The 20,161-nt window shown below is 67.6% G+C and carries 18 protein-coding genes and 2 riboswitches; of the genes, 6 read left to right on the top strand and 12 right to left on the bottom strand.

Features of this window, described 5'->3' with window-relative positions; all coding sequences use genetic code 11:
* Positions 1-55 precede the first annotated feature (55 nt).
* Positions 56-952, bottom strand: coding sequence for a TraB/GumN family protein (locus L8F96_RS08685; protein ID WP_046410937.1), 897 nt, complete (start codon positions 950-952; stop codon positions 56-58).
* 131 nt (positions 953-1,083) lie between these two features.
* Here L8F96_RS08685 and L8F96_RS08680 point away from each other — a divergent pair, with 131 nt between their 5' ends.
* The 3 genes from L8F96_RS08680 to ppdK all read left to right on the top strand — a co-directional run bounded on the left by L8F96_RS08680 (position 1,084) and on the right by ppdK (position 6,780).
* Positions 1,084-1,953 carry a glycine--tRNA ligase subunit alpha gene (locus L8F96_RS08680; protein ID WP_046410936.1) on the top strand — a complete coding sequence of 290 codons (870 nt, stop codon included), beginning with the start codon at positions 1,084-1,086 and terminating at the stop codon, positions 1,951-1,953.
* Complete coding sequence (gene glyS / locus L8F96_RS08675; protein WP_334655784.1) at positions 1,950-3,977, top strand: glycine--tRNA ligase subunit beta; 2,028 nt, start codon at positions 1,950-1,952, stop codon at positions 3,975-3,977. The genes L8F96_RS08680 and glyS overlap by 4 nt, the downstream gene beginning before the upstream one ends.
* A 103-nt stretch (positions 3,978-4,080) precedes the next feature.
* The gene (gene ppdK / locus L8F96_RS08670) at positions 4,081-6,780 is read left to right on the top strand and encodes a pyruvate, phosphate dikinase (protein ID WP_334655783.1); all 2,700 of its coding nucleotides are present in this window, start codon (positions 4,081-4,083) and stop codon (positions 6,778-6,780) included.
* Between the two features lie 135 nt (positions 6,781-6,915).
* Here ppdK and L8F96_RS08665 read toward each other — a convergent pair whose 3' ends face one another.
* The 8 genes from L8F96_RS08665 to L8F96_RS08630 all read right to left on the bottom strand — a co-directional run bounded on the left by L8F96_RS08665 (position 6,916) and on the right by L8F96_RS08630 (position 14,555).
* Entirely contained in the window at positions 6,916-7,305 is a 390-nt protein-coding gene (locus tag L8F96_RS08665) for a hypothetical protein (protein ID WP_334655782.1), read from the bottom strand.
* 56 nt (positions 7,306-7,361) lie between these two features.
* The gene (locus L8F96_RS08660; protein WP_046410929.1) at positions 7,362-8,363 is read right to left on the bottom strand and encodes a type II secretion system F family protein; all 1,002 of its coding nucleotides are present in this window, start codon (positions 8,361-8,363) and stop codon (positions 7,362-7,364) included.
* A 1-nt stretch (position 8,364) separates the two neighbouring features.
* Positions 8,365-9,339: a type II secretion system F family protein gene (locus L8F96_RS08655; RefSeq protein ID WP_046410928.1), complete on the bottom strand. Its 975-nt coding sequence runs from the start codon at positions 9,337-9,339 to the stop codon at positions 8,365-8,367.
* Between the two features lie 61 nt (positions 9,340-9,400).
* The gene (locus L8F96_RS08650) at positions 9,401-10,684 is read right to left on the bottom strand and encodes a pilus assembly protein CpaE (RefSeq protein WP_334655781.1); all 1,284 of its coding nucleotides are present in this window, start codon (positions 10,682-10,684) and stop codon (positions 9,401-9,403) included.
* Positions 10,681-11,319 carry a CpaD family pilus assembly lipoprotein gene (locus L8F96_RS08645; protein WP_082103256.1) on the bottom strand — a complete coding sequence of 213 codons (639 nt, stop codon included), beginning with the start codon at positions 11,317-11,319 and terminating at the stop codon, positions 10,681-10,683. The genes L8F96_RS08650 and L8F96_RS08645 overlap by 4 nt, the downstream gene beginning before the upstream one ends.
* Positions 11,320-11,342: 23 nt before the next feature.
* Positions 11,343-12,971 carry a type II and III secretion system protein family protein gene (locus L8F96_RS08640; protein ID WP_334655780.1) on the bottom strand — a complete coding sequence of 543 codons (1,629 nt, stop codon included), beginning with the start codon at positions 12,969-12,971 and terminating at the stop codon, positions 11,343-11,345.
* A gap of 1 nt (position 12,972) precedes the next feature.
* Complete coding sequence (gene cpaB / locus L8F96_RS08635; RefSeq protein WP_125945754.1) at positions 12,973-14,025, bottom strand: Flp pilus assembly protein CpaB; 1,053 nt, start codon at positions 14,023-14,025, stop codon at positions 12,973-12,975.
* Positions 14,026-14,078: 53 nt separating this feature from the next.
* Positions 14,079-14,555 (bottom strand): A24 family peptidase, encoded by a 477-nt coding sequence (locus tag L8F96_RS08630; RefSeq protein ID WP_334655779.1) that lies wholly within the window; start codon positions 14,553-14,555, stop codon positions 14,079-14,081.
* Positions 14,556-14,610: 55 nt separating this feature from the next.
* On the opposite strand from L8F96_RS08630, the gene L8F96_RS08625 reads away from it, so the two are divergent.
* Together L8F96_RS08625 and L8F96_RS08620 are read left to right on the top strand one after the other, a co-directional pair.
* Positions 14,611-15,537 carry an alpha/beta hydrolase gene (locus L8F96_RS08625; protein WP_334655778.1) on the top strand — a complete coding sequence of 309 codons (927 nt, stop codon included), beginning with the start codon at positions 14,611-14,613 and terminating at the stop codon, positions 15,535-15,537.
* Positions 15,534-16,613 (top strand): NAD(P)/FAD-dependent oxidoreductase, encoded by a 1,080-nt coding sequence (locus L8F96_RS08620; protein WP_046410916.1) that lies wholly within the window; start codon positions 15,534-15,536, stop codon positions 16,611-16,613. Before L8F96_RS08625 ends, L8F96_RS08620 begins: the two co-directional genes overlap by 4 nt.
* Positions 16,614-16,631: 18 nt before the next feature.
* On the opposite strand, the gene rnhA is transcribed toward L8F96_RS08620, so the two are convergent.
* The 3 genes from rnhA to ispH form a co-directional block, all read right to left on the bottom strand.
* Entirely contained in the window at positions 16,632-17,084 is a 453-nt protein-coding gene (gene rnhA / locus L8F96_RS08615) for a ribonuclease HI (RefSeq protein WP_301089882.1), read from the bottom strand.
* Positions 17,081-18,040, bottom strand: a complete 960-nt coding sequence (thrB, locus tag L8F96_RS08610; protein ID WP_334655777.1) for a homoserine kinase — start codon at positions 18,038-18,040, stop codon at positions 17,081-17,083. Before thrB ends, rnhA begins: the two co-directional genes overlap by 4 nt.
* Before the next feature lie 77 nt (positions 18,041-18,117).
* Positions 18,118-19,068, bottom strand: a complete 951-nt coding sequence (gene ispH / locus L8F96_RS08605; RefSeq protein WP_046410911.1) for a 4-hydroxy-3-methylbut-2-enyl diphosphate reductase — start codon at positions 19,066-19,068, stop codon at positions 18,118-18,120.
* Positions 19,069-19,227: 159 nt separating this feature from the next.
* On the opposite strand from ispH, the gene L8F96_RS08600 reads away from it, so the two are divergent.
* Positions 19,228-19,836 carry a hypothetical protein gene (locus L8F96_RS08600; protein WP_046411818.1) on the top strand — a complete coding sequence of 203 codons (609 nt, stop codon included), beginning with the start codon at positions 19,228-19,230 and terminating at the stop codon, positions 19,834-19,836.
* A gap of 95 nt (positions 19,837-19,931) precedes the next feature.
* A riboswitch (glycine riboswitch) is annotated at positions 19,932-20,033 on the top strand.
* A riboswitch (glycine riboswitch) is annotated at positions 20,034-20,137 on the top strand. It abuts the riboswitch before it with no gap.
* The last annotated feature ends 24 nt before the right edge of the window (positions 20,138-20,161 follow it).

Genomic DNA, 20,161 nt, shown 5'->3' with positions numbered 1-20,161 from the left:
AGGCAATCCTCGCGGCACTCCCCGCCGCTGGCGCGGACCCGCCGCCGCCCCGGCCTCAATACTTAACCCGCACCGCCTTCAGTCTGTACTTGCCCAGCTGCGCCTGAACGCTGTCGGGCCCGGCGAGGTGCCCCGCGCCCACCGCGATGAAGACGCGGCCGGGCGTGCGCATCCGCTCCGCGATCCACGCCGCCCATTTGGCGTTGCGATCGACCAGCAGCGCCTTGTTCACCTCCGGCGAATCCTTCAGGCTGTCGTTCATCGTCTTGGCCAGGCCGTCGGGATTGCCCTTGGCCCAATCGGACACCATCCGGTCCATCGTCTCGCCGGCCTTGGGCAGCTCCTCCACCGTCGACGTCAGCAGCTCGAGCTGCGCCTTCTGCGACAGCGAATCAAAAATCGACATCTGGCCCTCGAACGTCTCCAGCCCGATGACCTGCTTCTTCTGCGCCTTGGCCGCCTTGGTCAGCACGCCTTCGGGCCCGTTGCTGGCGTCATAGCCCAGCTTCTGCACCGGCAGCGCCGACAGGCTGATCGCGGCGAACCACGGCTGCATCCGCTCGAACGTCGCGCGCGGCAGCTTGTTGTCTTCCAATGCCTTCAGGAACGGCTGGCGCTTGTCCTCGGGCAGCTTCTCGATCAGCGACTGGCCGGACGGGTCGAACGCCTTGGACACGACGACACGCTCCTGCGTCTCCTTGTCCGGCTCGACCATCTCCAGCACCAGCGTGCCGGACCGGTCGAACGCCTTCTTCACCGCCTCGTCGAACCAAGACAGGCCCGGCTTCAGGACGTGGATCGTCCCGAAGAGGTAGATCGTCGTATCCTTGTCGCGCACCACCCACAGCGCGGGGTCGGCGTCCTGCTGCACCACCGGCGCCGGCTGCGCGCAGGCGGGCAGGGTGAAGGCAAGGCCGAGGGCGGCGAACAAAGAGGTGAAGGGTCGTAACACGGGTCTTGGCAACCTTCCTTGGTCGGGGCGCAGCCAGCCTAGCGGGGGCCTTGCCTGTTGGCGAGCCATCCGCCATTGCCCGGCGCGCGATGAACGCCACCTCAACAGACGCGCCGTTAAGCTTCCAGGACATGATCCTGCGCCTCCATTCCTATTGGGGAGCGCGGGGCTGCGCCATTCTGCAACCCTATGACATGCGCATGGGCGCGGGCACCTTTCACCCGGCCACGACGCTGCGCGCGCTCGGCCCGGAGCCGTGGAACGCCGCCTTCGTCCAGCCCAGCCGCCGCCCCACCGACGGCCGCTATGGCGAGAACCCGAACCGGCTGCAGCATTATTACCAATATCAGGTGATCCTGAAGCCAAGCCCCCCCGATCTGCAGGAGCTGTATCTCGGCAGCCTCGCGGCGATCGGCATCGATTTCACCCGCCACGACATCCGCTTCGTCGAGGATGACTGGGAAAGCCCGACCTTGGGCGCCTGGGGCCTCGGCTGGGAAGTGTGGTGCGACGGGATGGAGGTGACCCAGTTCACCTATTTCCAGCAGATGGGCGGCTTTGACTGCAAGCCCGTCGCGGGCGAGCTCACCTACGGGCTCGAACGGCTGGCGATGTACATCCAGAACGTCGACAATGTGTACGACCTGCGCTTCAACGACGCCGGCGTCTCCTACGGCGACGTGTTCCTCGAGAACGAGCGGCAGATGTCGACCTGGAATTTCGAGGTCGCCGATACCGACACTTTGTTCGACCTGTTCCGCAAGGCGGCGGCCGAGTGCGAGAATTGCCTCGCCGCGAAGCTGCCGATCCCGGCCTATGAGCAGGCGATCGAGGCGAGCCACATCTTCAACCTGCTGAACGCGCGCGGCGTCATCTCCGTCGCCGAGCGTCAGGCCTATATCGGCCGCGTCCGCGATCTCGCGAAGGGTGCCTGCACGGCGTATATGGAAAAGAATGCCGAGGGCTGGAAAGCCCGCTTCCCGAACTGGAGCGCGGCATGACCGATTTTCTGCTCGAACTGCGCTCGGAGGAAATCCCGGCGCGGATGCAGGACAAGGCGCGCGAGGATCTCGCCCGCCTCTTCACCGCCGAACTCGCCAAGGCGGGGCTGAAAGCGGCCGAACTCGTCACCTACGCGACGCCGCGCCGCCTCGCGCTGATCGCGCGCGACCTGCCGGCTGAGACTGCGGCGGTGAGCGAGGAGCTGAAGGGCCCGCCCGCCGACGCGCCCGACGCTGCCGTCGAGGGCTTCCTGCGCAAGGCCGGCCTGACCCGCGACGCGCTCCAGACCCGCGAGGTGAAGGGCCGCGCCACCTTGTTTGCGGTGATCGACAAGCCGGGCCGCGCCACCGCCGATGTGCTGGCCGACGCAATCCCGACGATCATCCGCGCCTTCCCCTGGCCCAAGTCGATGCGCTGGGGCGAGGCGTCGATCTCCACCGAAAGCCCGCGCTGGGTCCGCCCGCTGCAAGGCATCATCGCGCTGTTCGGCGACGATGTGGTGCCCTGCGCGATCGCCGGCGTCGAAAGCGGCGCGGCCACCGTCGGCCACCGCTTCCATCACCCCGGCGTCATCACCATCGGCAGCGCCGCCGACTATGTCGAGAAGCTGCGCGCCTGCCACGTCATCGTCGACCAGAACGAACGCCGCGCCACCATCGCGCTCGGTGCGAAGCTCGCCGCCAACATGGCCGGCCTCACGCTGGTCGAGGATGAGGGGCTGGTCAGCGAAAACGCCGGCCTCACCGAATGGCCGGTGCCGCTGCTCGGCCGCTTCGACGCGGCGTTCCTCGACGTGCCGCCCGAGGTGATTCAGCTCACCGCGCGCGTGAACCAGAAGTATTTCGTCTGCCGCGACGCCGGCGGCGCGCTCGCCAACGCCTTCGTCTGCACCGCGAACATCGATGCCGCGGACGGCGGCGAGCGGATCGTGGAGGGCAACCGCAAGGTGCTCGCCGCGCGCCTCTCCGACGCGCGCTTCTTCTACGAGACCGATCTCAAGGTGCCGCTCGCCGATCAGGCGAAGAAGCTGGAAAAGATCGTCTTCCACGAAAAGCTCGGCACCGTCGCCGACAAGGTCGACCGCGTCGCGAAGCTCGCCCGCTGGCTGTCCGAGGAAGGCATCGTCAAGGGCGCGAACCCCGACCTCGCCGAGCGCGCCGCGCGCCTCGCGAAGGCCGACCTCGTCACCGGCATGGTCGGCGAATTCCCCGAGCTTCAGGGCCTGATGGGCGGCTATTACGCCGCCGCGCAGGGCGAACCCGCCGAAGTCGCCGAAGCGATCCGCGATCACTATAAGCCGGTCGGGCAGGGCGACGACGTCCCCACCGCGCCGGTAACGGTTGCCGTGTCACTGGCGGACAAGCTCGACAGCATCACCCAGTTCTTCGGCGCCGACCTGAAGCCCAGCGGCTCCAAGGATCCGTTCGCGCTTCGCCGCTCCGCCTTGGGCATCCTCGCGCTGATCCTCGACAACGGCCTCCGCTTCCCGCTGTCACGCATCGTCAGCGGCGACGTGCTCGATTTCTTCGCCGACCGCCTCAAGGTTCAGCAGCGCGAAGCCGGCGTTCGCCACGATCTGATCGACGCGGTGTTCGCGCTCGGCGGGGAGGACGATCTCGTCCGCCTGCTCGCGCGGGTGAAGGCGTTGCAGTCGTTCGTCGGGACCGAGGATGGCGCCAATCTCCTCGCCGGCTACAAGCGCGCGGCCAATATCCTGAAGAAGGAAGATTATCTGGCCGACGCCGCGCCATCCGCGGCCGATTATGACCGGGAACCGGCCGAAGCGGCGCTGATCGCCGCGCTGGATGCGGCCGAACCTGCCTCAGCCGATGCGATCGCCAACGAGGATTTCGAGGCGGGGATGGCTGCGCTCGCGACTCTGCGCGCGCCGATCGACGCATTCTTCGACCAAGTGACCGTAAACGATGCCGATTCCGGAAAACGTGCCGGCCGTCTGGCGTTGTTGGCGCGGGTCCGCGCGGCGGTTCACGCGGTCGCTGACTTCTCCCGCATCGAAGGGTGAGGGGGTAAACGGTTACATCTGTTTGGGTGCCGCTTTGTACTTGCAATCCGGCGTCCGGGCGTGTGTTGCGACGCACATAACGAGTTTCAGGAGGCGATAACCCATGGCGACCGCGGTCAAGACCCAGGCGGATGAACGGTACGTCTACCGCTTCGGTGGCGGCGTTTCCGACGGTGGTAGCGGGGACAAGAACCTCTTGGGCGGCAAGGGCGCGAACCTCGCCGAAATGGCCTCCATCGGCCTCCCGGTCCCTCCTGGCTTCACCATCAGCACCGCCATGTGCACCCGCTATTATGAGGAAGGCGAAACCTTTCCCGACAGCGTGCGCGCCGAAGTGGCCCAGGGCATCGCCCATATCGAGGCGATCACCGGCAAGACGTTCGGCGACGCCACCGACCCGCTGCTGGTCTCGGTCCGCTCCGGCGCCCGCGTCTCGATGCCGGGCATGATGGACACCGTCCTCAACCTCGGCCTCAACGACCAGACCGTCGAGGGGCTCGCCAGCGCCAGCGGCGATGAGCGTTTCGCCTGGGACAGCTATCGCCGCTTCATCCAGATGTATTCGGACGTGGTGCTCGGCCTCGATCACGGCGCGTTCGAAGAGGCGCTGGAAATCGCCAAGGAAGACAAGGGCTTCACTCTCGATACCGAGCTGTCGGCGGCCGACCTCAAGGCGCTCGTCGCCGAGTTCAAGGGCCTGGTCGAGCAGCAGCAGGGCAAGCCGTTCCCGCAGGACGTGCATGACCAGCTGTGGGGCGCGATCGGCGCCGTGTTCGGCTCGTGGCAGTCGGACCGCGCCAAGGTCTATCGCCGCCTCAACGACATTCCCGGCAGCTGGGGCACCGCCGTCAACGTGCAGGCGATGGTGTTCGGCAACATGGGCGACACGTCGGCGACCGGCGTCGCCTTCACGCGTGACCCCTCGACCGGCCACAATGCCTATTACGGCGAATTCCTGATCAATGCGCAGGGCGAGGACGTCGTCGCCGGCATCCGCACCCCGCAATATCTGACCAAGGCCGCGCGTGAAGAGGCCGGCGCCAAGCCGCTCAGCATGGAGGAGGCGCTTCCCGCCGCCTATACCGAGCTTGCCGCCGTGTTCGACCAGCTGGAGCGGCATTACCGCGACATGCAGGACATCGAATTCACGGTGCAGCAGGGCAAGCTCTGGATGCTCCAGACCCGCTCGGGCAAGCGCACCGCGAAGGCGGCGCTGAAGATCGCGGTCGACATGGCCGCCGAAGGCCTCATCACCCGCGAGGAAGCGATCGCGCGCGTCGATCCGCAGGCGCTCGATCAGCTGCTACACCCGACGCTTGATCCTGAGGCGGCACGCGACGTGCTGACCAAGGGGCTGCCGGCCTCGCCGGGCGCGGCGAGCGGTGCGGCGGTGTTCACCGCCGACGCGGCCGAGAAGTGGGCCGCGGATGGCAAGGCCGTGATCCTCGTGCGCACCGAAACCTCCCCCGAGGACATTCACGGCATGCACGCGGCAAAGGGCATCCTCACCGCGCGTGGTGGCATGACCAGCCACGCGGCCGTGGTGGCGCGCGGCATGGGCCGCCCCTGCGTTTCCGGCGCCGGTGCGCTCTCGATCGACGCCAAGGCGAAGATCGCGCGCGTCGGCGGCCGTGAGGTGAAGGAGGGCGACCTCCTCACCATCGACGGCGCGACGGGCGAAGTGATGGCGGGTGAAGTCGCCACCATCCAGCCGGAACTGGCGGGCGATTTCGGCACGCTGATGGAATGGGCCGACGCGGTCCGCCGCCTGAAGGTGCGCGCCAACGCCGAAACGCCGCTCGACTGCCGCACCGCGCGCGATTTCGGCGCCGAGGGCGTCGGCCTGTGCCGCACCGAGCATATGTTCTTCGAGGCGGATCGCGTCACCGCGGTGCGCCAGATGATCCTCGCCGAGGACGAGGCCGGCCGCCGTGCCGCGCTCGAAAAGCTCCTGCCCGAACAGCGCAGCGACTTTGCCGAGATCTTCGAGGTCATGGCCGGGCTCCCCGTCACGGTGCGCCTGCTCGATCCCCCGCTGCACGAATTCCTGCCGCACGAAGAGGCGGAGTTCAGCGAGGTCGCCAAGGCGGCCGGGGTTGACGTCGACGTGCTCAAGCGTCGCGCTGCAGAGCTGCACGAATTCAACCCGATGCTCGGCCACCGCGGCTGCCGCCTCGGCGTGACCTATCCCGAAATCTACGAGATGCAGGCCCGCGCGATCTTCGAGGCGGCGCTCGACGTCGCGGACAAGTCGGGCGAGGCGCCGATCCCGGAGATCATGATCCCGCTGGTCGCCACCAAGCGCGAGCTGGAGCTGATGAAGGCCGTCGTCGATCGCACTGCCAAGGCGGTGTTCGAGGAGCACGGCAAGACCGTCGAATATCTGGTCGGCACGATGATCGAGCTGCCGCGCGCTGCGCTGCGTGCGGGTGAGATCGCCGAGGCGGGCGAGTTCTTCTCCTTCGGCACCAACGATCTGACGCAGACCACGCTCGGCGTCAGCCGCGACGACGCCGGCCGCTTCCTCGGCTCCTACGTCGAACAGGGCATCTACCCGAAGGACCCGTTCGTCAGCATCGACGTCGAGGGTGTCGGCGAATTGATCAGCCTGGCAGCGGAGCGTGGCCGCGCGACCAAGCCGAACCTGAAGCTCGGCATTTGCGGTGAGCATGGTGGTGATCCGGCATCGATCGCCTTCTGCGAAAGCGTCGGGCTCGATTACGTGTCGGCCTCGCCCTATCGCGTGCCGATCGCCCGCCTCGCCGCGGCGCAGGCGGCGCTGAAGAGCGGCCGCAAGGCGTAAGGTGCCAACGGAGCGATCGGGCCGGATGAACCGGTCCGATGCGCTCCGCTGTCCACATAAAAAGAGGCCTTGCCGCAAACCCTCGCGGCGAGGCCTCTTTTACGTCCAGCTCAGCAGCGGCAGATCACGCCGCGCTCAGCTGCTCGTCGTGGGGCGATTGTTCCAGTCGAACCAGCGCGCCCGCGTCGTGCCGGCGGGGCGCGCCGCCGATTGCGCCACCGTGCGGTTCGGCGCGACAGGCTCGCGGACGTGCGTCTCGGTGACCACGGGTGCGCTGGGCGCAACCGGTGCGCCCGGCGTTGCCGCCGCGAGGCGCGCATTCTCGCGCTCCAGTTCCTTGATTCGCGCGTCCCGCTCCGCCAGGCGGCTGTCGAAATCCTTGCGGTTGCGGCTGTGGACGTCGCGCTCATCGGCATAACGCTGCTTCCACTTGCGCCCGCCGGGATGACTGGCGAGACCGAACAGCCAGCCAGCGATCAACGCGACGGCAAGCGCCAGCCACTGCGTGGGGGTGCTGAAGAGCATGACGAACCTCCTGTTACGCAGGTTCAACGATGCCGCGGATCGTGCGTTCCCGCCTGTTATATGTTGCCGTTGACGAAGGAGTCGCTGATCGAGCAGGCGGCCGGCCCCAGGATGACGATGAACAGCACCGGCAGGATGAAGAGGATCAACGGCACCGTCATGATCGCCGGCAGCCGCGCCGCCTTTTCCTCCGCGCGCATCATGCGCTCGTTGCGGAATTCGGCGGAGAGGACGCGCAGCGCGCTGGCCAGCGGCGTGCCGTACTTCTCGGTCTGGACCATCGTGGTGACGATGCCCTTCACCTCGTCCAGCGCCACGCGATGGGCGAAGTTCTCGAACGCCGCACGCCGGTCGGTGAGGAAGCCGAGCTCGATCGCGGTCAGGGCAAATTCGTCGCCGAGCTCCGGATAGGCCTTGCCCAGTTCCTTCGCCACGCGGTGAAAGGCCGCGTCCACCGTCAGGCCCGCTTCGGCGCAGATCACCAGCAGGTCGAGCGCGTCGGGCAAGCCCTTGCGGATCGCGTCCGACCGCTTGGTGATCTTGTTCTTCAGGTAAAGGTCAGGCGCCTTGTAGCTGAGGATGAAGGTGCAGGCGACAAGGCCGTAGCGCTTCAGCGGGCTCCAGTCGCCGAACGTGTCGGTGCCATAGACGACGAAGACCATGAAGCCGCCCAGGACGATCGGCAGGACAAGGCGGCCAAAGATGACGCCGACTGCCCATTCCTTCTTGCGGATGCCCGCCTGCAGCAGCTTGGTCTGCGCTTCCTTGACCTGGCTGTCCTGCAGGACCTTCAGCGATTCCAGGATGTCGCGGATCTTGTCGGCGCTCTCGCTTTTCTGGACCAGCTTCGCCCGGCGCTTGCTGGTCGAGGCGGTGATGCCGGCCTTCAACTGCTCGCGCCGGTCGTTCAGCGCCTTGACGCGCTTCGCCATCGGATCGCGGACGCTGAGCGCGGCATAGATTGCGACGAGGACGGCACCGGCTGCGATCGCCGCCAGGATGGTCGCGACCCACAGGACGTCGACACCGAGCAGCGTTGGGGTCTGCGTGGGTTCCATATCAGATCTCGAAGCTGACCATCTTGGCCATGATGAAGGCGCCGATCGACATCCAGATCATCCCCCCGACACCGGCGACGATCAGTCGCTGGTCGACGAAGAAGTTCTGCATGTACGCGCTGTTCACGAACCAGATCAGGATGAACACGATGAACGGAAGGGCGCCGATGATCATCGCCGATGCCTTCGATTCCGACGACATGGCCTTGATCTTCAGCTTCATCTGCGCGCGCTGACGCAGCACGGTCGCCAGATTCTGCAGCGTTTCGGCGAGGTTGCCGCCGGTCTCCCGCTGGATCGCGATGGTGATGACGAAGAACTGGAATTCCTTGGTGCCCAGCCGGTCTGCCGTTTCCTGCAGCGCGACGTCCATCGAACGGCCGATCTTCATCTTGTCGGCGACGGCGCGGAACTCCTCCCCGACGGGGCCCTCCACCTCGCTACCCACGACCGCCATCGTCTCGGTGATCGGCAATCCTGAGCGCAGGCCGCGCACCAGAAGCTCGATCGCATCCGGGAACTTGGCGTTGAACGCCTTCACACGCTTATTGATGACATAGCCGACCGCGAAGTGCGGGATGCCAGCGCCCATGCCGAGGCCCAGAAAGAGCGCCAGCAGCAGCGGAAAGCCCAGCAGCAGCAGGAGCAGCAGCGTTCCCACGAAGATGCCCAGCGTCGTCGCGCCATATTGGCCGACGGTCCATGGCTTGCCGGTCATCGCCAGGCGCTTCTGCAACTCCTCGGGCCGGGGCAGGAAGCGCATCGCTGCCTGGTCGGTTCTGGTCGCGGTTCGCCCGGTGATCCGCCGCATCTGCACTTCGACCGCGGTGTTCGCGTTGGGCGAGTGGCGGTCGCGGACCGCGGACAGCCGCCGGTCGCCGGCGCGCTGCGTCGACGGTCCGCTCAAGGCGAAGAACAACAGGCCCAATGTGGTGAGCGCGCCGATCGCGAGAAGGATCACCGGTAACAGGGGCATGTCTTGGTCCGTTCTCCTGGCAACAGCAGGGCAGGCCCCTCTTCAGGGTGCCCGCGCAGGATCATTTCTTGGCGGCTCGCTTGGGCACCAGACCCTTGAGGTCGGCAAACTTGCCCATCAGCGACGTCCCCGCGCGACGTGGCGCCTTGGCCTTGGCCGGCGCACTATCGTCGGAAATGAAGCACAGGCGCGTCACCAGATCGACGATCGGCGCCACCGTCTTGGAGGCCTTGCCCACCTCGTACAGCGGCTTGCCCAGCTTCGCGGCCTGCGCGGCCAGCTTCTGGTCGAACGGCACCACGAAGTCGATCTTGCGCTCGATCGAGGTTTCGAAATCCTTGCGGCTGATCTCCAGCTGCTGGCCGGGATGCACCTTGTTGGCCAGCACCAGCACCTGGGCGTCCGGCGCATTGGATTTCAGCCACGATAGCAGGCGAATGCTGTCGCGCGCCGCAGCCAGCGTCAACTCGGTCACCATGACGATCGTCTGCGCATCCTTCACCAGATGCGGGTAGTTCACCAGCATCGATCGCGGCAGGTCGACGACCGTGCATTCGAACGCGGCGCGCATCTCATCCTGCAATTGATGGAATGCGCCGCCATCGGTCATGATCGGGGAATTAATCGGCGCCTCGGCCGACAGCACGGCCAGCTTGTCCGACGCGCGCACCATCGCGCGTTCGATGAACAGCCCGTCGATGCGGCTCGGATTCTCGATGGCGTCGGTCAGCCCGCGGCCGGGTTCCAGATCGAGCGCGAGGGCACCGGTGCCGAAATGCACGTCGAGATCGAGCAGCGCGGTGGAGCGGCGCTCCTTCTGGCTCATCAACCAGGCCAGCGACGTCGCGATGGTCGACGCGCCGGCGCCGCCACGCGTGCCAATGACCGCGACCGAGCAATGCGGGTGCTCCGCCGCCGTGTCGGTCACCTTGGGCGCGTTCAGCAGCGCCTGCGCCTGGGAAAATGCCTCGCGCAGCACGTCGCCGCTCAGCGGCTTCAGCAGATAGTCCTGGATGCCGCTCGCGACGAGATCGCGGTACAGGCGGACGTCATTGACCTGCCCCGCCGCGATCACGATCGTCCCCGGCTCGCAGACCTCGGCAAGCGAATTGATGTCGTTCAGCGGATCGCCCGATTCCGCCAGGTCGACGAACAGGATGTGCGGCGACGCGGTGACCGACAGGGATTGCACCGCATTGCGCAGGCCGCCCTTGTGCACCTTCTCCGCCGACCAGCCGAGTTCGCTGACGATCGGTCGCAGCGTATTGGCCGTCCCCTCGTCGCAGACATAGGCGACGAAATCCTCGCGAGCGGCGGCGCCCGCCGGCTTCCATGGCGCGTTCATTTCGCTTGGCCTCCCGTGCTTTCGCTGCGAACCGCGGTGCCACCGCCGCCGGTCGGCTCGGCCTTGCGGAAGCGGTCGATCGCCTTGGTCGCGACCGCCGGATCGGACAGGCCGCGCGTGGTTTCTCCGCGCACCAGATCAGTCGGGTTCGCGACCATCGCGGCCAGATTGGAATTCACTGCGCAGCCGTGGTTGGACCCGGTGTGCCCCTCGAAATCGGGCTGGTACATCCGGCTGTGGTCCGGACAGCCCGGCACAGAGGCGCGCGCGCGGCTGACGACGACGCGCGCCGTCCCGGCCGCGATCGGCGCAGCGGTGACCGGCGCCTCGTCCGCGATGAGCAGGCCAAATCGGGCTGCGGCCGCGGCCACATCCGCGCGGGTCGCCGGATCGCGTGCCGGATCATCGACCGATATCCGATCGCCGTAGCCGACCTTGAGCGAGCCCATCCAGGCGCCAAGCCGTTGCGCCTCGCCGGGCGCCAGCCCCTCGGGGCCCGCCCCGACGTCAAAGGCATAGTCGGCGCGCGAGACGACCGGCTGGTGAACCGATTCCAGGCCGCGGTTGGCCGTGCCGCCGCACGCGCTGAGCAGCAGCGCGGGGGCAAGGCAGGGGAGAATAGTGCGCGAGAGCATGATGCTGTTCCTGACCATGATCATCAATTGAACGAGAAGCCGGGGGCAGGGGCGGCGCCCTTGCTCTTGCGGTCCTTCTTGCCCTTGTCGCCGGCGACCGCCTTGGGCTCGGGTCCGGCGCCGGGCAGCATCGGCGGTGCTGCGGGCGTGATCGGCGTCACCGCGCCGATTGCGGGTGCGACCGGCGGGCCGGCTTCCAGCGACGGCTTGGGCCGCTCGCCGCCCGTCGTACCGGCCGACAATTGCCCCAGCAGCACGCGCTCCACATCGGTGGGGGATTTGTACCCGTCGGTCGGCAGCTTGATGTCGTTGCCGTTGACCGGCTGCACCAGATACGGCGTGATGACGATCACCAGCTCGGTCTCGTTGCGCTGGAAACCGTTGGAACGGAACAGCGCGCCAAGGATCGGAATGTCACCGACGCCCGGGGTCTTTTCGATCGAATTGTTGTGGTTGTTCTGCAGCAGCCCCGCGATCATGAAGCTCTGGCCGGACCCGAGTTCGACCGTCGTTTCGGTACGCCGCGTCGTCAGGCCGGGCACCTGGGCGCCACCCACGGTCACGGCGTTGGAATAATCGAGCTGCGAAACCTCCGGCCGAACCCGCAGAGAGATGCGGCCGTCCGACAGCACCGTCGGCGTGTACGCCTGGCTGACGCCATATTGCTTATATTCGACGCCGACGCCGCCCAGTCCCTGCGCGATCGGGATCGGGATCTCACCACCGGCAAGGAAGGTGCCCGTCTCACCGGAAAGCGCGGTCAGATTGGGGTTGGCGAGGCTCGTCACCTGGCCGATCCGTTCGCCCAGATCGAGCGCGCCGACCAGGTCGAGACCAAGAAGCCTAGTCAGATAGCCGATGGTGGTGCGCTCCCGGCCCGGCGTGATCGTCGTCCCGGGGCGCTGCACAATCTGGCGGGTGATCGGGTCGATCGTATAGCCCTGAACACTCTGGCCGACGCCGAGTGGCAGGTTGGGATCGGTCGTCACGTAGCTTGCCGGCGGACGGCCGCTGCCGATGCCGAACTTGAACCCGCCGGAGCCGTCGATCGTCGACAGGTTGCTGCCGATGTTCTTGACGAAGCTGCGGCTCACTTCGGCGAAGCGCACCTGCAGGTTGACCTGCAGCGGCGTCGCGGTGCGCAGGCGGCTGACGACCCGCACTTCCTCGCCGACGAATGCCTGGACCAGACGCTCTGCCTCGGCGCCATCCTCGGGATTGGCGACGGTGCCGGTCAGCAGGATGATGCCGTTCATCGTCGTGGCCGTGACGGCCGCTTCCGGCATCGCGAGCGACAGCATCTGGCTGAGCGAGTCGAAATTGTTGCCGACGCGAACCGTGCTTGCATACACCACCGCGCCGCCCTTCGCCGTGGCGGAGATCGTCGTCTCACCCGGCTTCTTGGCGAACACATAGAGCTGCGTGGGCGAGCGGACCTGGACGTCGGCAATCTCCGGATTGGCGACGAATAGGTCGCTCATCGGTCGCGACAGGGTGATCAGCTGGCCGCGATTGGTGGCGATCTGCAGGACGGAGGACGGCCCCCGTGCGGCGGCATTCTGCGCCGGGGCCGCGGCAGGCGTTCCCCCGATGGCGACCACGCCGAGCGCGGCGGCGGCCGGCCATTTCATGGCTGATGAGCGGAAACGCATCTCAGTTCTTCCCCCCGACCGGCACTTCGGTCACATTGTTGCCGCGGGCGATGCGGACCACCGGGCCCGACACGCGCGCTGGCGCTCCCGGATAGGTGGCGGGCGGTGACCCCGCTATCGGCCCTGCGGTGCTTACTATCGCCGCCGGCTGTTCGGTCCGGCCCGGCACCGTGCGGCGCTGGAAGCGCGACACGTCGGCGCCGACCGCATAGGTGGGATTGCCCGTCTGCGGCGCGCTGGCGAGTTGCAGCATCATCGCGCGCTCGGCCTTGGCGTCGGAACCATCCGGCACCTTCACGTCGCCCGAGGCGATTGCCTGTTCCAGCTCGGCGGCATTGTCGGCGATCGATCGCAGCGACAGCGACAGCGAGCCGAGCGTCTGCGCCACGGCGATTTCCTCCGCGATCTTGGGCGTCGCCTCGATCGTCACGGTGGAGAAGGTCTGCACGACGGTATTGCCGGCCTCGTCCTTTTCCTGGCTCGTGCGCTGGTCGGTGGCCAGCACGCGCAGGTTGCGCATGATCGTCTCGGCCGCCTTCAGCGGCGGACCGTCGCCACCACCCTCGACCTCCTGTGTCAGCAAGAGGTCGATCCGGTCGCCCGGAAAGACGAAGCCAGCGACGGAGGATTGCGTCGATACCGGCACGGTGACGGCGCGCATGCCAGGCCCGAGCGCCGCCGCCAGGAAGCCGCGATCTCCCGGCTTCACCAGCGCGCCCTGGGTCACCGGCTGGCCTGCCGTGATCGGGTTGCGCACCACGGTGCCGATCACCGCCTTCATGTCGAACTCGGCGCCTTCCTGGAAATAGGCGCCCTCGACCAGTTCGGCCGGCCACGGCTGGAACTTGACCGCGCCCGGATCGATGATCGTGCCCACCGGCAGCGCGCGGGTGGCGACCAGCACCTTGGGGCCCTGCGGCACCATCGCCGGATCGCCGGGAACGGCGGAGGCCTGCGGCGCGCTCGAGCCCATGATCAGCGTGCGCGCCATGAAAGCCGTCACCGCCGCAACGATGAGTGCCCCCACCAGCAATATGAGCTTGCGACTATCCATTGATCATCGTGCCTTTCGCATCAGCGCTGGCCAGTTCTGTCCATGCTGTGGCATCATAAGGTAAAGTGGTTAAGAAGCGGTTCGCGCAGGATCATCAGTCCGGCTATTGCGATCGCCACTCCGTAAGGGACTTCGGGATTGCCCGCGGCCTTACGAATTCTGTGGTCGATCAGCATCACGACTGTGATGAGGCCGCCGACGATCGACATGACCAGCAGGATCTGGATCAGCGCCGGTACCGGTACCCAGAGCGCCAGCGCAGCGATCATCTTCACGTCGCCGCCGCCCATCCACCCGAAGTGAAAGGCGACGCAGAAGGCGGCGAGCACGATCAGCGCAACGCCGACCTGGATCGCCATGTCGGGCCACGGCGCCATGCCGATCGACACCCACCACAGCGGCGCGAGCAAGGCGATCGCCGCGTTCTTCCAATTGGCGATCTCGCGCACACGCGCGTCTTCGATGCCGGCCGAAACCAGCAGCAGCGCGAGTCCCAGCGGCAGCGCCCAGGAAAGAAATTCCCACCCCATGGAAAAGGGCCACTAGACGGAATGGCTTGCGAAACCGTAACCAAGCCGCTTCATCATGAACACGCATCCCCCGATCCGCCGGGCGATACCGGACGACGCGACGGTGTCTTACTGGCGCGCGCCCGACGGCTGGCCGCTGCGGCGCTTCGACTGGCCCGGCAGCGGGCGCGGCGCCATCCTGTTCCAGACCGGTCGCGGCGACGTGTTCGAGAAATATCTGGAATCGTTCGATCACTGGCATCGTGCCGGCTGGTCGGTCACCGCGCTCGACTGGCGCGGGCAGGGCGGGTCGGGGCGCCTGTCGCCCAACCCCCATGTCGGGCATGTCGAGGATTTCGCGCCGCTGGTGGACGATCTCGCCGCCTTCTGGCGCAGCTGGGACGCGCCCGGCCCGCGCATCGTCATGGGCCATTCGATGGGCGGCCACCTGGTGCTCGGCGCCCTCCTCGACGGGGTGATCGATCCGGCGGCGGCGGTGTTGATCGCCCCGATGCTCGGCCTTCGCTCGCCGTTCCCGGCACATGTCGCGGCCTGGGTGGCGCGCGCGATGTGCAGGATCGGCAACCCCGCGCGCGCGGCATGGAAGGCCAATGAACGGCCCGGCAGCCGCTTCGGCCGACAGCAATTGCTCACCGCCGACGCGGATCGCTATGCCGATGAGCAATGGTGGTACCAGCAGGTGCCGGAGCTTCAGCTCGGCCCGCCAAGCTGGCGCTGGCTGGCCCGCGCCTTTGCCTCCACCCTGGCGCAGCAGAATGATCCGCGGCTGAAGACGCTGACCCTGCCGATCCTGATGCTGGTCGCCGAGCAGGACCGGCTGGTTGACCCGCGCGCCGCGCTGCGTGTGGCCGACAGATTGCCCAACGTGACGGTGCAGCGCTTCGGCGCCGAATCGGCGCACGAAATCCTTCGCGAGGCCGATCCCGTGCGTAACCGCGCGCTGGCAGCGATTGATGCCTTCCTCGACGGGCAGCGCGGATGACGTACGACATCGCGATCGTCGGTGCCGGCATGGCCGGCGCCTCGCTCGCGGCCGAGATCGGCGACCGCGCGCGCGTGCTGCTGCTCGAGGCGGAGGAGGTGCCCGGCTACCACGCAACCGGCCGCTCCGCCGCCTTCTGGTCCGAAACCTATGGCGGCGCCGGCATCCAGCCGCTGACGACGGCGTCTGGCGACGCGCTGCGCAGCGGAGGCTTCCTTGAGCCGCTCGGCTCGCTGCACATCGGGCGCGCAACCGATGCGCCCGCGGCCGATGCGTTCCTGACCGAATTTGCCAACAGCGGGGTGGCGCTGACGCCGGTCGACCCGCGCGATCACGTCGCGGGTCTGCGGGACGGCTGGACGATCGGCATCATGGAGCCGAGCTGCGCCTATATCGACGTGGCTGCCCTGCATGCCGCCATGCTCGCTCGCGCCCGGCGGGCCGGAGCAAGCCTGGTGCTACGCGCGCCGCTCACCGGTGCGACGTGGACGGCCCGGGGGTGGCAGTTGGAAACCCCCGGCGGCCGGTATCAGGCGGCGCTGCTGGTGAACGCCGCCGGCGCCTGGGCCGATGCGGTCGCTGCAACGGCAGGCGCGGCGCCGCTCGGCATCCAGCCTTATCGCCGCACCATGGTGCAACTGGCGACCCAGCCTGCGCCGCCCGCCGGCATCCCCCACATCGTCCATGTTGGCGGTGATTTCTATTTCAAGCCGGAGGCTGGTGGCCGCCTGTGGCTCAGCCCGCATGACGAGACGCCGGCGACGCCCGGCGACGCGCAGCCGGAGGAGCTCGACGTCGCCATCGCGATCGACCGGTTCGAACAGGCGGTCGACTGGCGCGTCGTCCAGGTGGAGCGCAAATGGGCGGGCCTGCGCAGCTTCGCGCCGGACCGTCTCCCGGTCTATGGCTTCGATCCCGTCATGCCCGGCTTCTTCTGGTTCGGCGGGCAGGGCGGGTTCGGCATCCAGACCGCCCCCGCCGCGGCATCGATCGGCGCATCGCTCCTGCTGGGAGCGCGCCCGACGCTCGGCATCGATGTGGACCGCTACGCCCCCGCGCGCTTCCGCAAGGACTAGCCTCGTCGCAGCCGCCGGTCAGCCGCGCTTGCCGGCCTCGACCGCCGCATCGCTGGCCAGCCGGTCGGCGCGCTCATTCTCCGGGTGCCCGGCGTGGCCCTTCACCCATTGCCACTCGACCTTGTGGCGGCCCGCCGCCTCCAGCAGCGCCTGCCACAATTCCGCATTCTTCACCGGCTTCTTGTCCGCCGTCTTCCAGCCGTTCCGCTTCCAGCCATGGATCCACTTGGTCAGCCCGTCCATGACATAGCGGCTGTCGGTATAGACCGTGACATGGCACGGCCGGGTGAAGGCGTTCAGCGCCTCGATCGCCGCGGTCAGCTCCATGCGGTTGTTGGTTGTCAGCGGCTCGCCGCCCGACAATTCCTTCTCATGCTGGCCCATGCGCAGCACCGCGCCCCAGCCGCCGGGACCGGGATTGCCCTTGCACGCACCGTCGGTGAACGCCTCGACCTTGGTGATCTCACTCATGCGAGGCGCGTCACCAGCGAGGGGTCGTAATGTTGCAAGCGACGGACATAGGCGAGGGGGTCCTTGCGCACGACCAGGGCGTCGGGCGGGGTGTTGAGCCAGTCCCAGGCGCGGGACAAAGCGAAGCGGATGCACGATCCGCTGGCGAGCGTCGTGAACTGCGCGCGCTCCACCGACGACAGCGGAAAATGCCGCTCGTAGCCGGCAATCAGCGCATCGCCGACCTGCGCGTCAAAGCCACGACCCTGCGCGTCGAACGACCAGGCCGTGTGCATCACCGCCAGGTCGTAGACGCGGATGTCGGTGCACGCGAAATAGAAGTCGATCAGCCCGGTGACCTTGTCGCCCAGCATCAGCACATTGTCCGGGAACAGGTCTGCGTGGATCGCGCTCTGGTCCAGCTCCCCCGCGAACCAGCGCGCCTCGACGTGGTCCAGCGCGAAGGCGAGGTCGTCGTACAATCCCGGCGCGATATCATCGAGGCTGCGGCCGCACCGCTCGAACAGCGGGCGCCAGCTCTCCACGCCCATCGAATTGACGCGCGTCAGCGGAAAATCGGCAACGGCGCGGTGCATCGCCCCCATTGCGTCGCCGGCGGCCAGCGCCTGCGCCGGCGTGGGGTGCGACAGCGACACGCCCGGGAGGAACTTGATCAGGCAGGCGGGGCGCCCTTCCAGCTCCTTGATCTCGCGCCCGTCGCGGTCCTTGATCGCGGGCGGCACCGGCAGCCCCTTGGCATCGAGATGGTCGAGCAGCGCCATGAAGAACGGCAGGTCGTCCGCCGCCACCCGCTTCTCGTACAGCGTCAGGATGAAACGGCCCTTCGCGGTATCGACAAGGTAGTTCGAGTTCTCGACACCCTCGGCGATGCCCTTGGCCGACACCAGTTCCCCGACATCGTACTGGAGGAGGAACGTCGCAAGCGCCTCCGCCGACACGTGAGTATAGACCGCCACACACACCCCGCTTTTCGCCCCGGCGGATCGACAGGGCGTCCTTCCCGGCCGTGGCTACGGCCGTCCGTCCGATAATGCTACGCTGCCTGTTCCAGCGACCGCGGCAGCTTGAAGGCGATCGTCTCGCGGGTGGTTTCCTCTTCCCGCTCGGTCACGGCATAGCGGGTCGACAGCAGGTCGACCAACTCGCGCACCAGCAGCTCGGGGGCGGATGCGCCTGCGGTCAGCCCCAGGGTGCCGACGCCTTCGAGGAACGACCAGTCGAGGTCCGCGGCGCGCTGCACCAGCATCGCGCGGATGCCCTCGCGCTCGGCCACCTCGACCAGCCGCAGCGAGTTGGACGAATTGGGCGCGCCGATCACCAGCATGGCATCGCACTGGCTGGCGATCGCCTTTACCGCCGCCTGGCGGTTCGACGTGGCATAGCAAATGTCCTCGCCGCGCGGCGCCTGCATGGTCGGGAAACGGGTTTGCAGGATCCGCACCACCTCCGCCGTATCGTCCACCGACAGCGTCGTCTGCGTCAGGAAGGCGAGGTTCTCGGGATCGGCCGGCTGCAGCGCCTGGGCATCCGCCGCATCCTCGATCAGCGTCATCGCGCCCTCGGGCACCTGGCCGAACGTCCCGATCACTTCGGGGTGGCCGGCATGGCCGATGAACAGGATGTGGCGCCCGGCGGCGACCAGCCGTTCGGCCTGGCGGTGCACCTTGGATACCAGCGGGCAGGTGGCGTCGAGATATTCCAGCCCGCGCGCCTCCGCATTGGCCGGCACCGACTTGGGCACGCCATGCGCGGAAAAGACCACCGGCGCGTCGTCGGGCACCTCGTCCAGTTCCTCGACGAACACCGCGCCCTTCGCCTTCAGCGTGTCGACGACGAACTTGTTGTGGACGATCTCGTGGCGGACATAGACGGGGGCGCCATGTTTCTCGATCGCCAGTTCGACGATGCGGATCGCGCGATCCACGCCGGCGCAGAAGCCGCGCGGGGCGGCGATCAGCAGTTCGAGCGATGGCTTGTCGGTCATCCCTGCCGCTTACGCGATTGCCTGCCCGCACGGAAGGCGGTTATGAGCGCGCGGGCACTTCGTACCCGATTGCATGAGGTTTCTCCGCACGTGTCCTTTCGCACCCACGCTCGCCGCCCCGCCGTTCGGTTCGCCGGCGTTGCCCCGCTCGCCCTGCTCCTGCTTGCGGGCGGCTGTGCCAAGAGCGGCGACATCTCGCTCGACGGCGGCGTCGGGATCACGGCGGTTCGCTCGGCCTGTCCGGTCGTGGGCGTGCCGGTCGGCACGGGGGACATCACGCTGTTCGATCCGGCGACCAGCCGCGATGCCAGCGCGATTGACGTGACGGCGGTGCTCACCAACGTGCGCGGCACGTGCGACGATACCGGGGCGGAGGTGGTCAGCAACGTGACCTTCGACGTGCGCGCCCGCCGCACGCGCACGGACGGCCCGCGCGACGTGACGCTGCCCTATTTCATCTCCATCGTGCGCGGCGGGACTCAGGTCGTGGCGAAGCGCGTGGGCGCGGTCTCGGTCCATTTCGAGCCGGGTCAGGCACTGGCGAGCACGTCAGGCCAGGCGAGCGCAAACGTGAACCGCGCCGCCGCGACCTTGCCCGATTCGGTTCGTGAGCAACTGACGCGGAAGCGCAAGGCCGGCGATCAGGATGCCGCGATCGACCCGCTGGCGACTCCGGAGGTGCGTCAGGCCGTGCTCGCTGCCAGCTTCGAGGCGCTGGTCGGCTTCCAGCTCACCCAGGACCAGCTGCGCTACAACGCCCAGCGCTAAGCCCTGCCGGCGCGCAGGCCGCGCCAGCACTGATGGGCGATTGACTCGCCCCGCGTGCGCCGCCACAGGCGCAATTGTCGATGCCGGGCAACCGGCGTGGGCGCGCGGGAGAGCGCGGATGGCCTTTCAGGCATGATCCGCCGCCGAAGGAGCAACCACCCCGGAATCTCTCAGGCAGCAGGGACCGCGCATACCCATCGACGCTCTGGAAAGCGGCCCCGCTGACACGCGTGGCCCACCGAAGGTGTAAGCACGGGTTATCCGTGCGAAAGCTCTCAGGTTCCGTGACAGAGGGGGTCCGGTTCGTTTCGCCACCACGGCGGGA

Origin of the sequence: Sphingomonas panaciterrae (assembly GCF_036890205.1) — a bacterium.
GTDB lineage: Bacteria > Pseudomonadota > Alphaproteobacteria > Sphingomonadales > Sphingomonadaceae > Sphingomonas > Sphingomonas panaciterrae.
This window is presented reverse-complemented; position numbering and strand designations above follow the sequence as displayed.

Bases quoted from the DNA above. Each gene is read 5' to 3' on its own strand.
- glyS (WP_334655784.1), top strand. From the start codon at position 1,950: ATGACCGATTTTCTGCTCGAACTGCGCTCGGAGGAAATCCCGGCGCGG.
- L8F96_RS08630 (WP_334655779.1), bottom strand. From the start codon at position 14,555: ATGGGGTGGGAATTTCTTTCCTGGGCGCTGCCGCTGGGACTCGCGCTG.
- ispH (WP_046410911.1), bottom strand. From the start codon at position 19,068: ATGACCGACAAGCCATCGCTCGAACTGCTGATCGCCGCCCCGCGCGGC.
- L8F96_RS08660 (WP_046410929.1), bottom strand. From the start codon at position 8,363: ATGGAACCCACGCAGACCCCAACGCTGCTCGGTGTCGACGTCCTGTGG.
- ppdK (WP_334655783.1), top strand. From the start codon at position 4,081: ATGGCGACCGCGGTCAAGACCCAGGCGGATGAACGGTACGTCTACCGC.
- L8F96_RS08650 (WP_334655781.1), bottom strand. From the start codon at position 10,684: ATGAACGCGCCATGGAAGCCGGCGGGCGCCGCCGCTCGCGAGGATTTC.
- rnhA (WP_301089882.1), bottom strand. From the start codon at position 17,084: ATGAGTGAGATCACCAAGGTCGAGGCGTTCACCGACGGTGCGTGCAAG.
- L8F96_RS08625 (WP_334655778.1), top strand. From the start codon at position 14,611: ATGAACACGCATCCCCCGATCCGCCGGGCGATACCGGACGACGCGACG.
- L8F96_RS08665 (WP_334655782.1), bottom strand. From the start codon at position 7,305: ATGCTCTTCAGCACCCCCACGCAGTGGCTGGCGCTTGCCGTCGCGTTG.
- L8F96_RS08620 (WP_046410916.1), top strand. From the start codon at position 15,534: ATGACGTACGACATCGCGATCGTCGGTGCCGGCATGGCCGGCGCCTCG.
- L8F96_RS08680 (WP_046410936.1), top strand. From the start codon at position 1,084: ATGATCCTGCGCCTCCATTCCTATTGGGGAGCGCGGGGCTGCGCCATT.
- L8F96_RS08640 (WP_334655780.1), bottom strand. From the start codon at position 12,971: ATGCGTTTCCGCTCATCAGCCATGAAATGGCCGGCCGCCGCCGCGCTC.
- L8F96_RS08655 (WP_046410928.1), bottom strand. From the start codon at position 9,339: ATGCCCCTGTTACCGGTGATCCTTCTCGCGATCGGCGCGCTCACCACA.
- L8F96_RS08645 (WP_082103256.1), bottom strand. From the start codon at position 11,319: ATGCTCTCGCGCACTATTCTCCCCTGCCTTGCCCCCGCGCTGCTGCTC.
- cpaB (WP_125945754.1), bottom strand. From the start codon at position 14,025: ATGGATAGTCGCAAGCTCATATTGCTGGTGGGGGCACTCATCGTTGCG.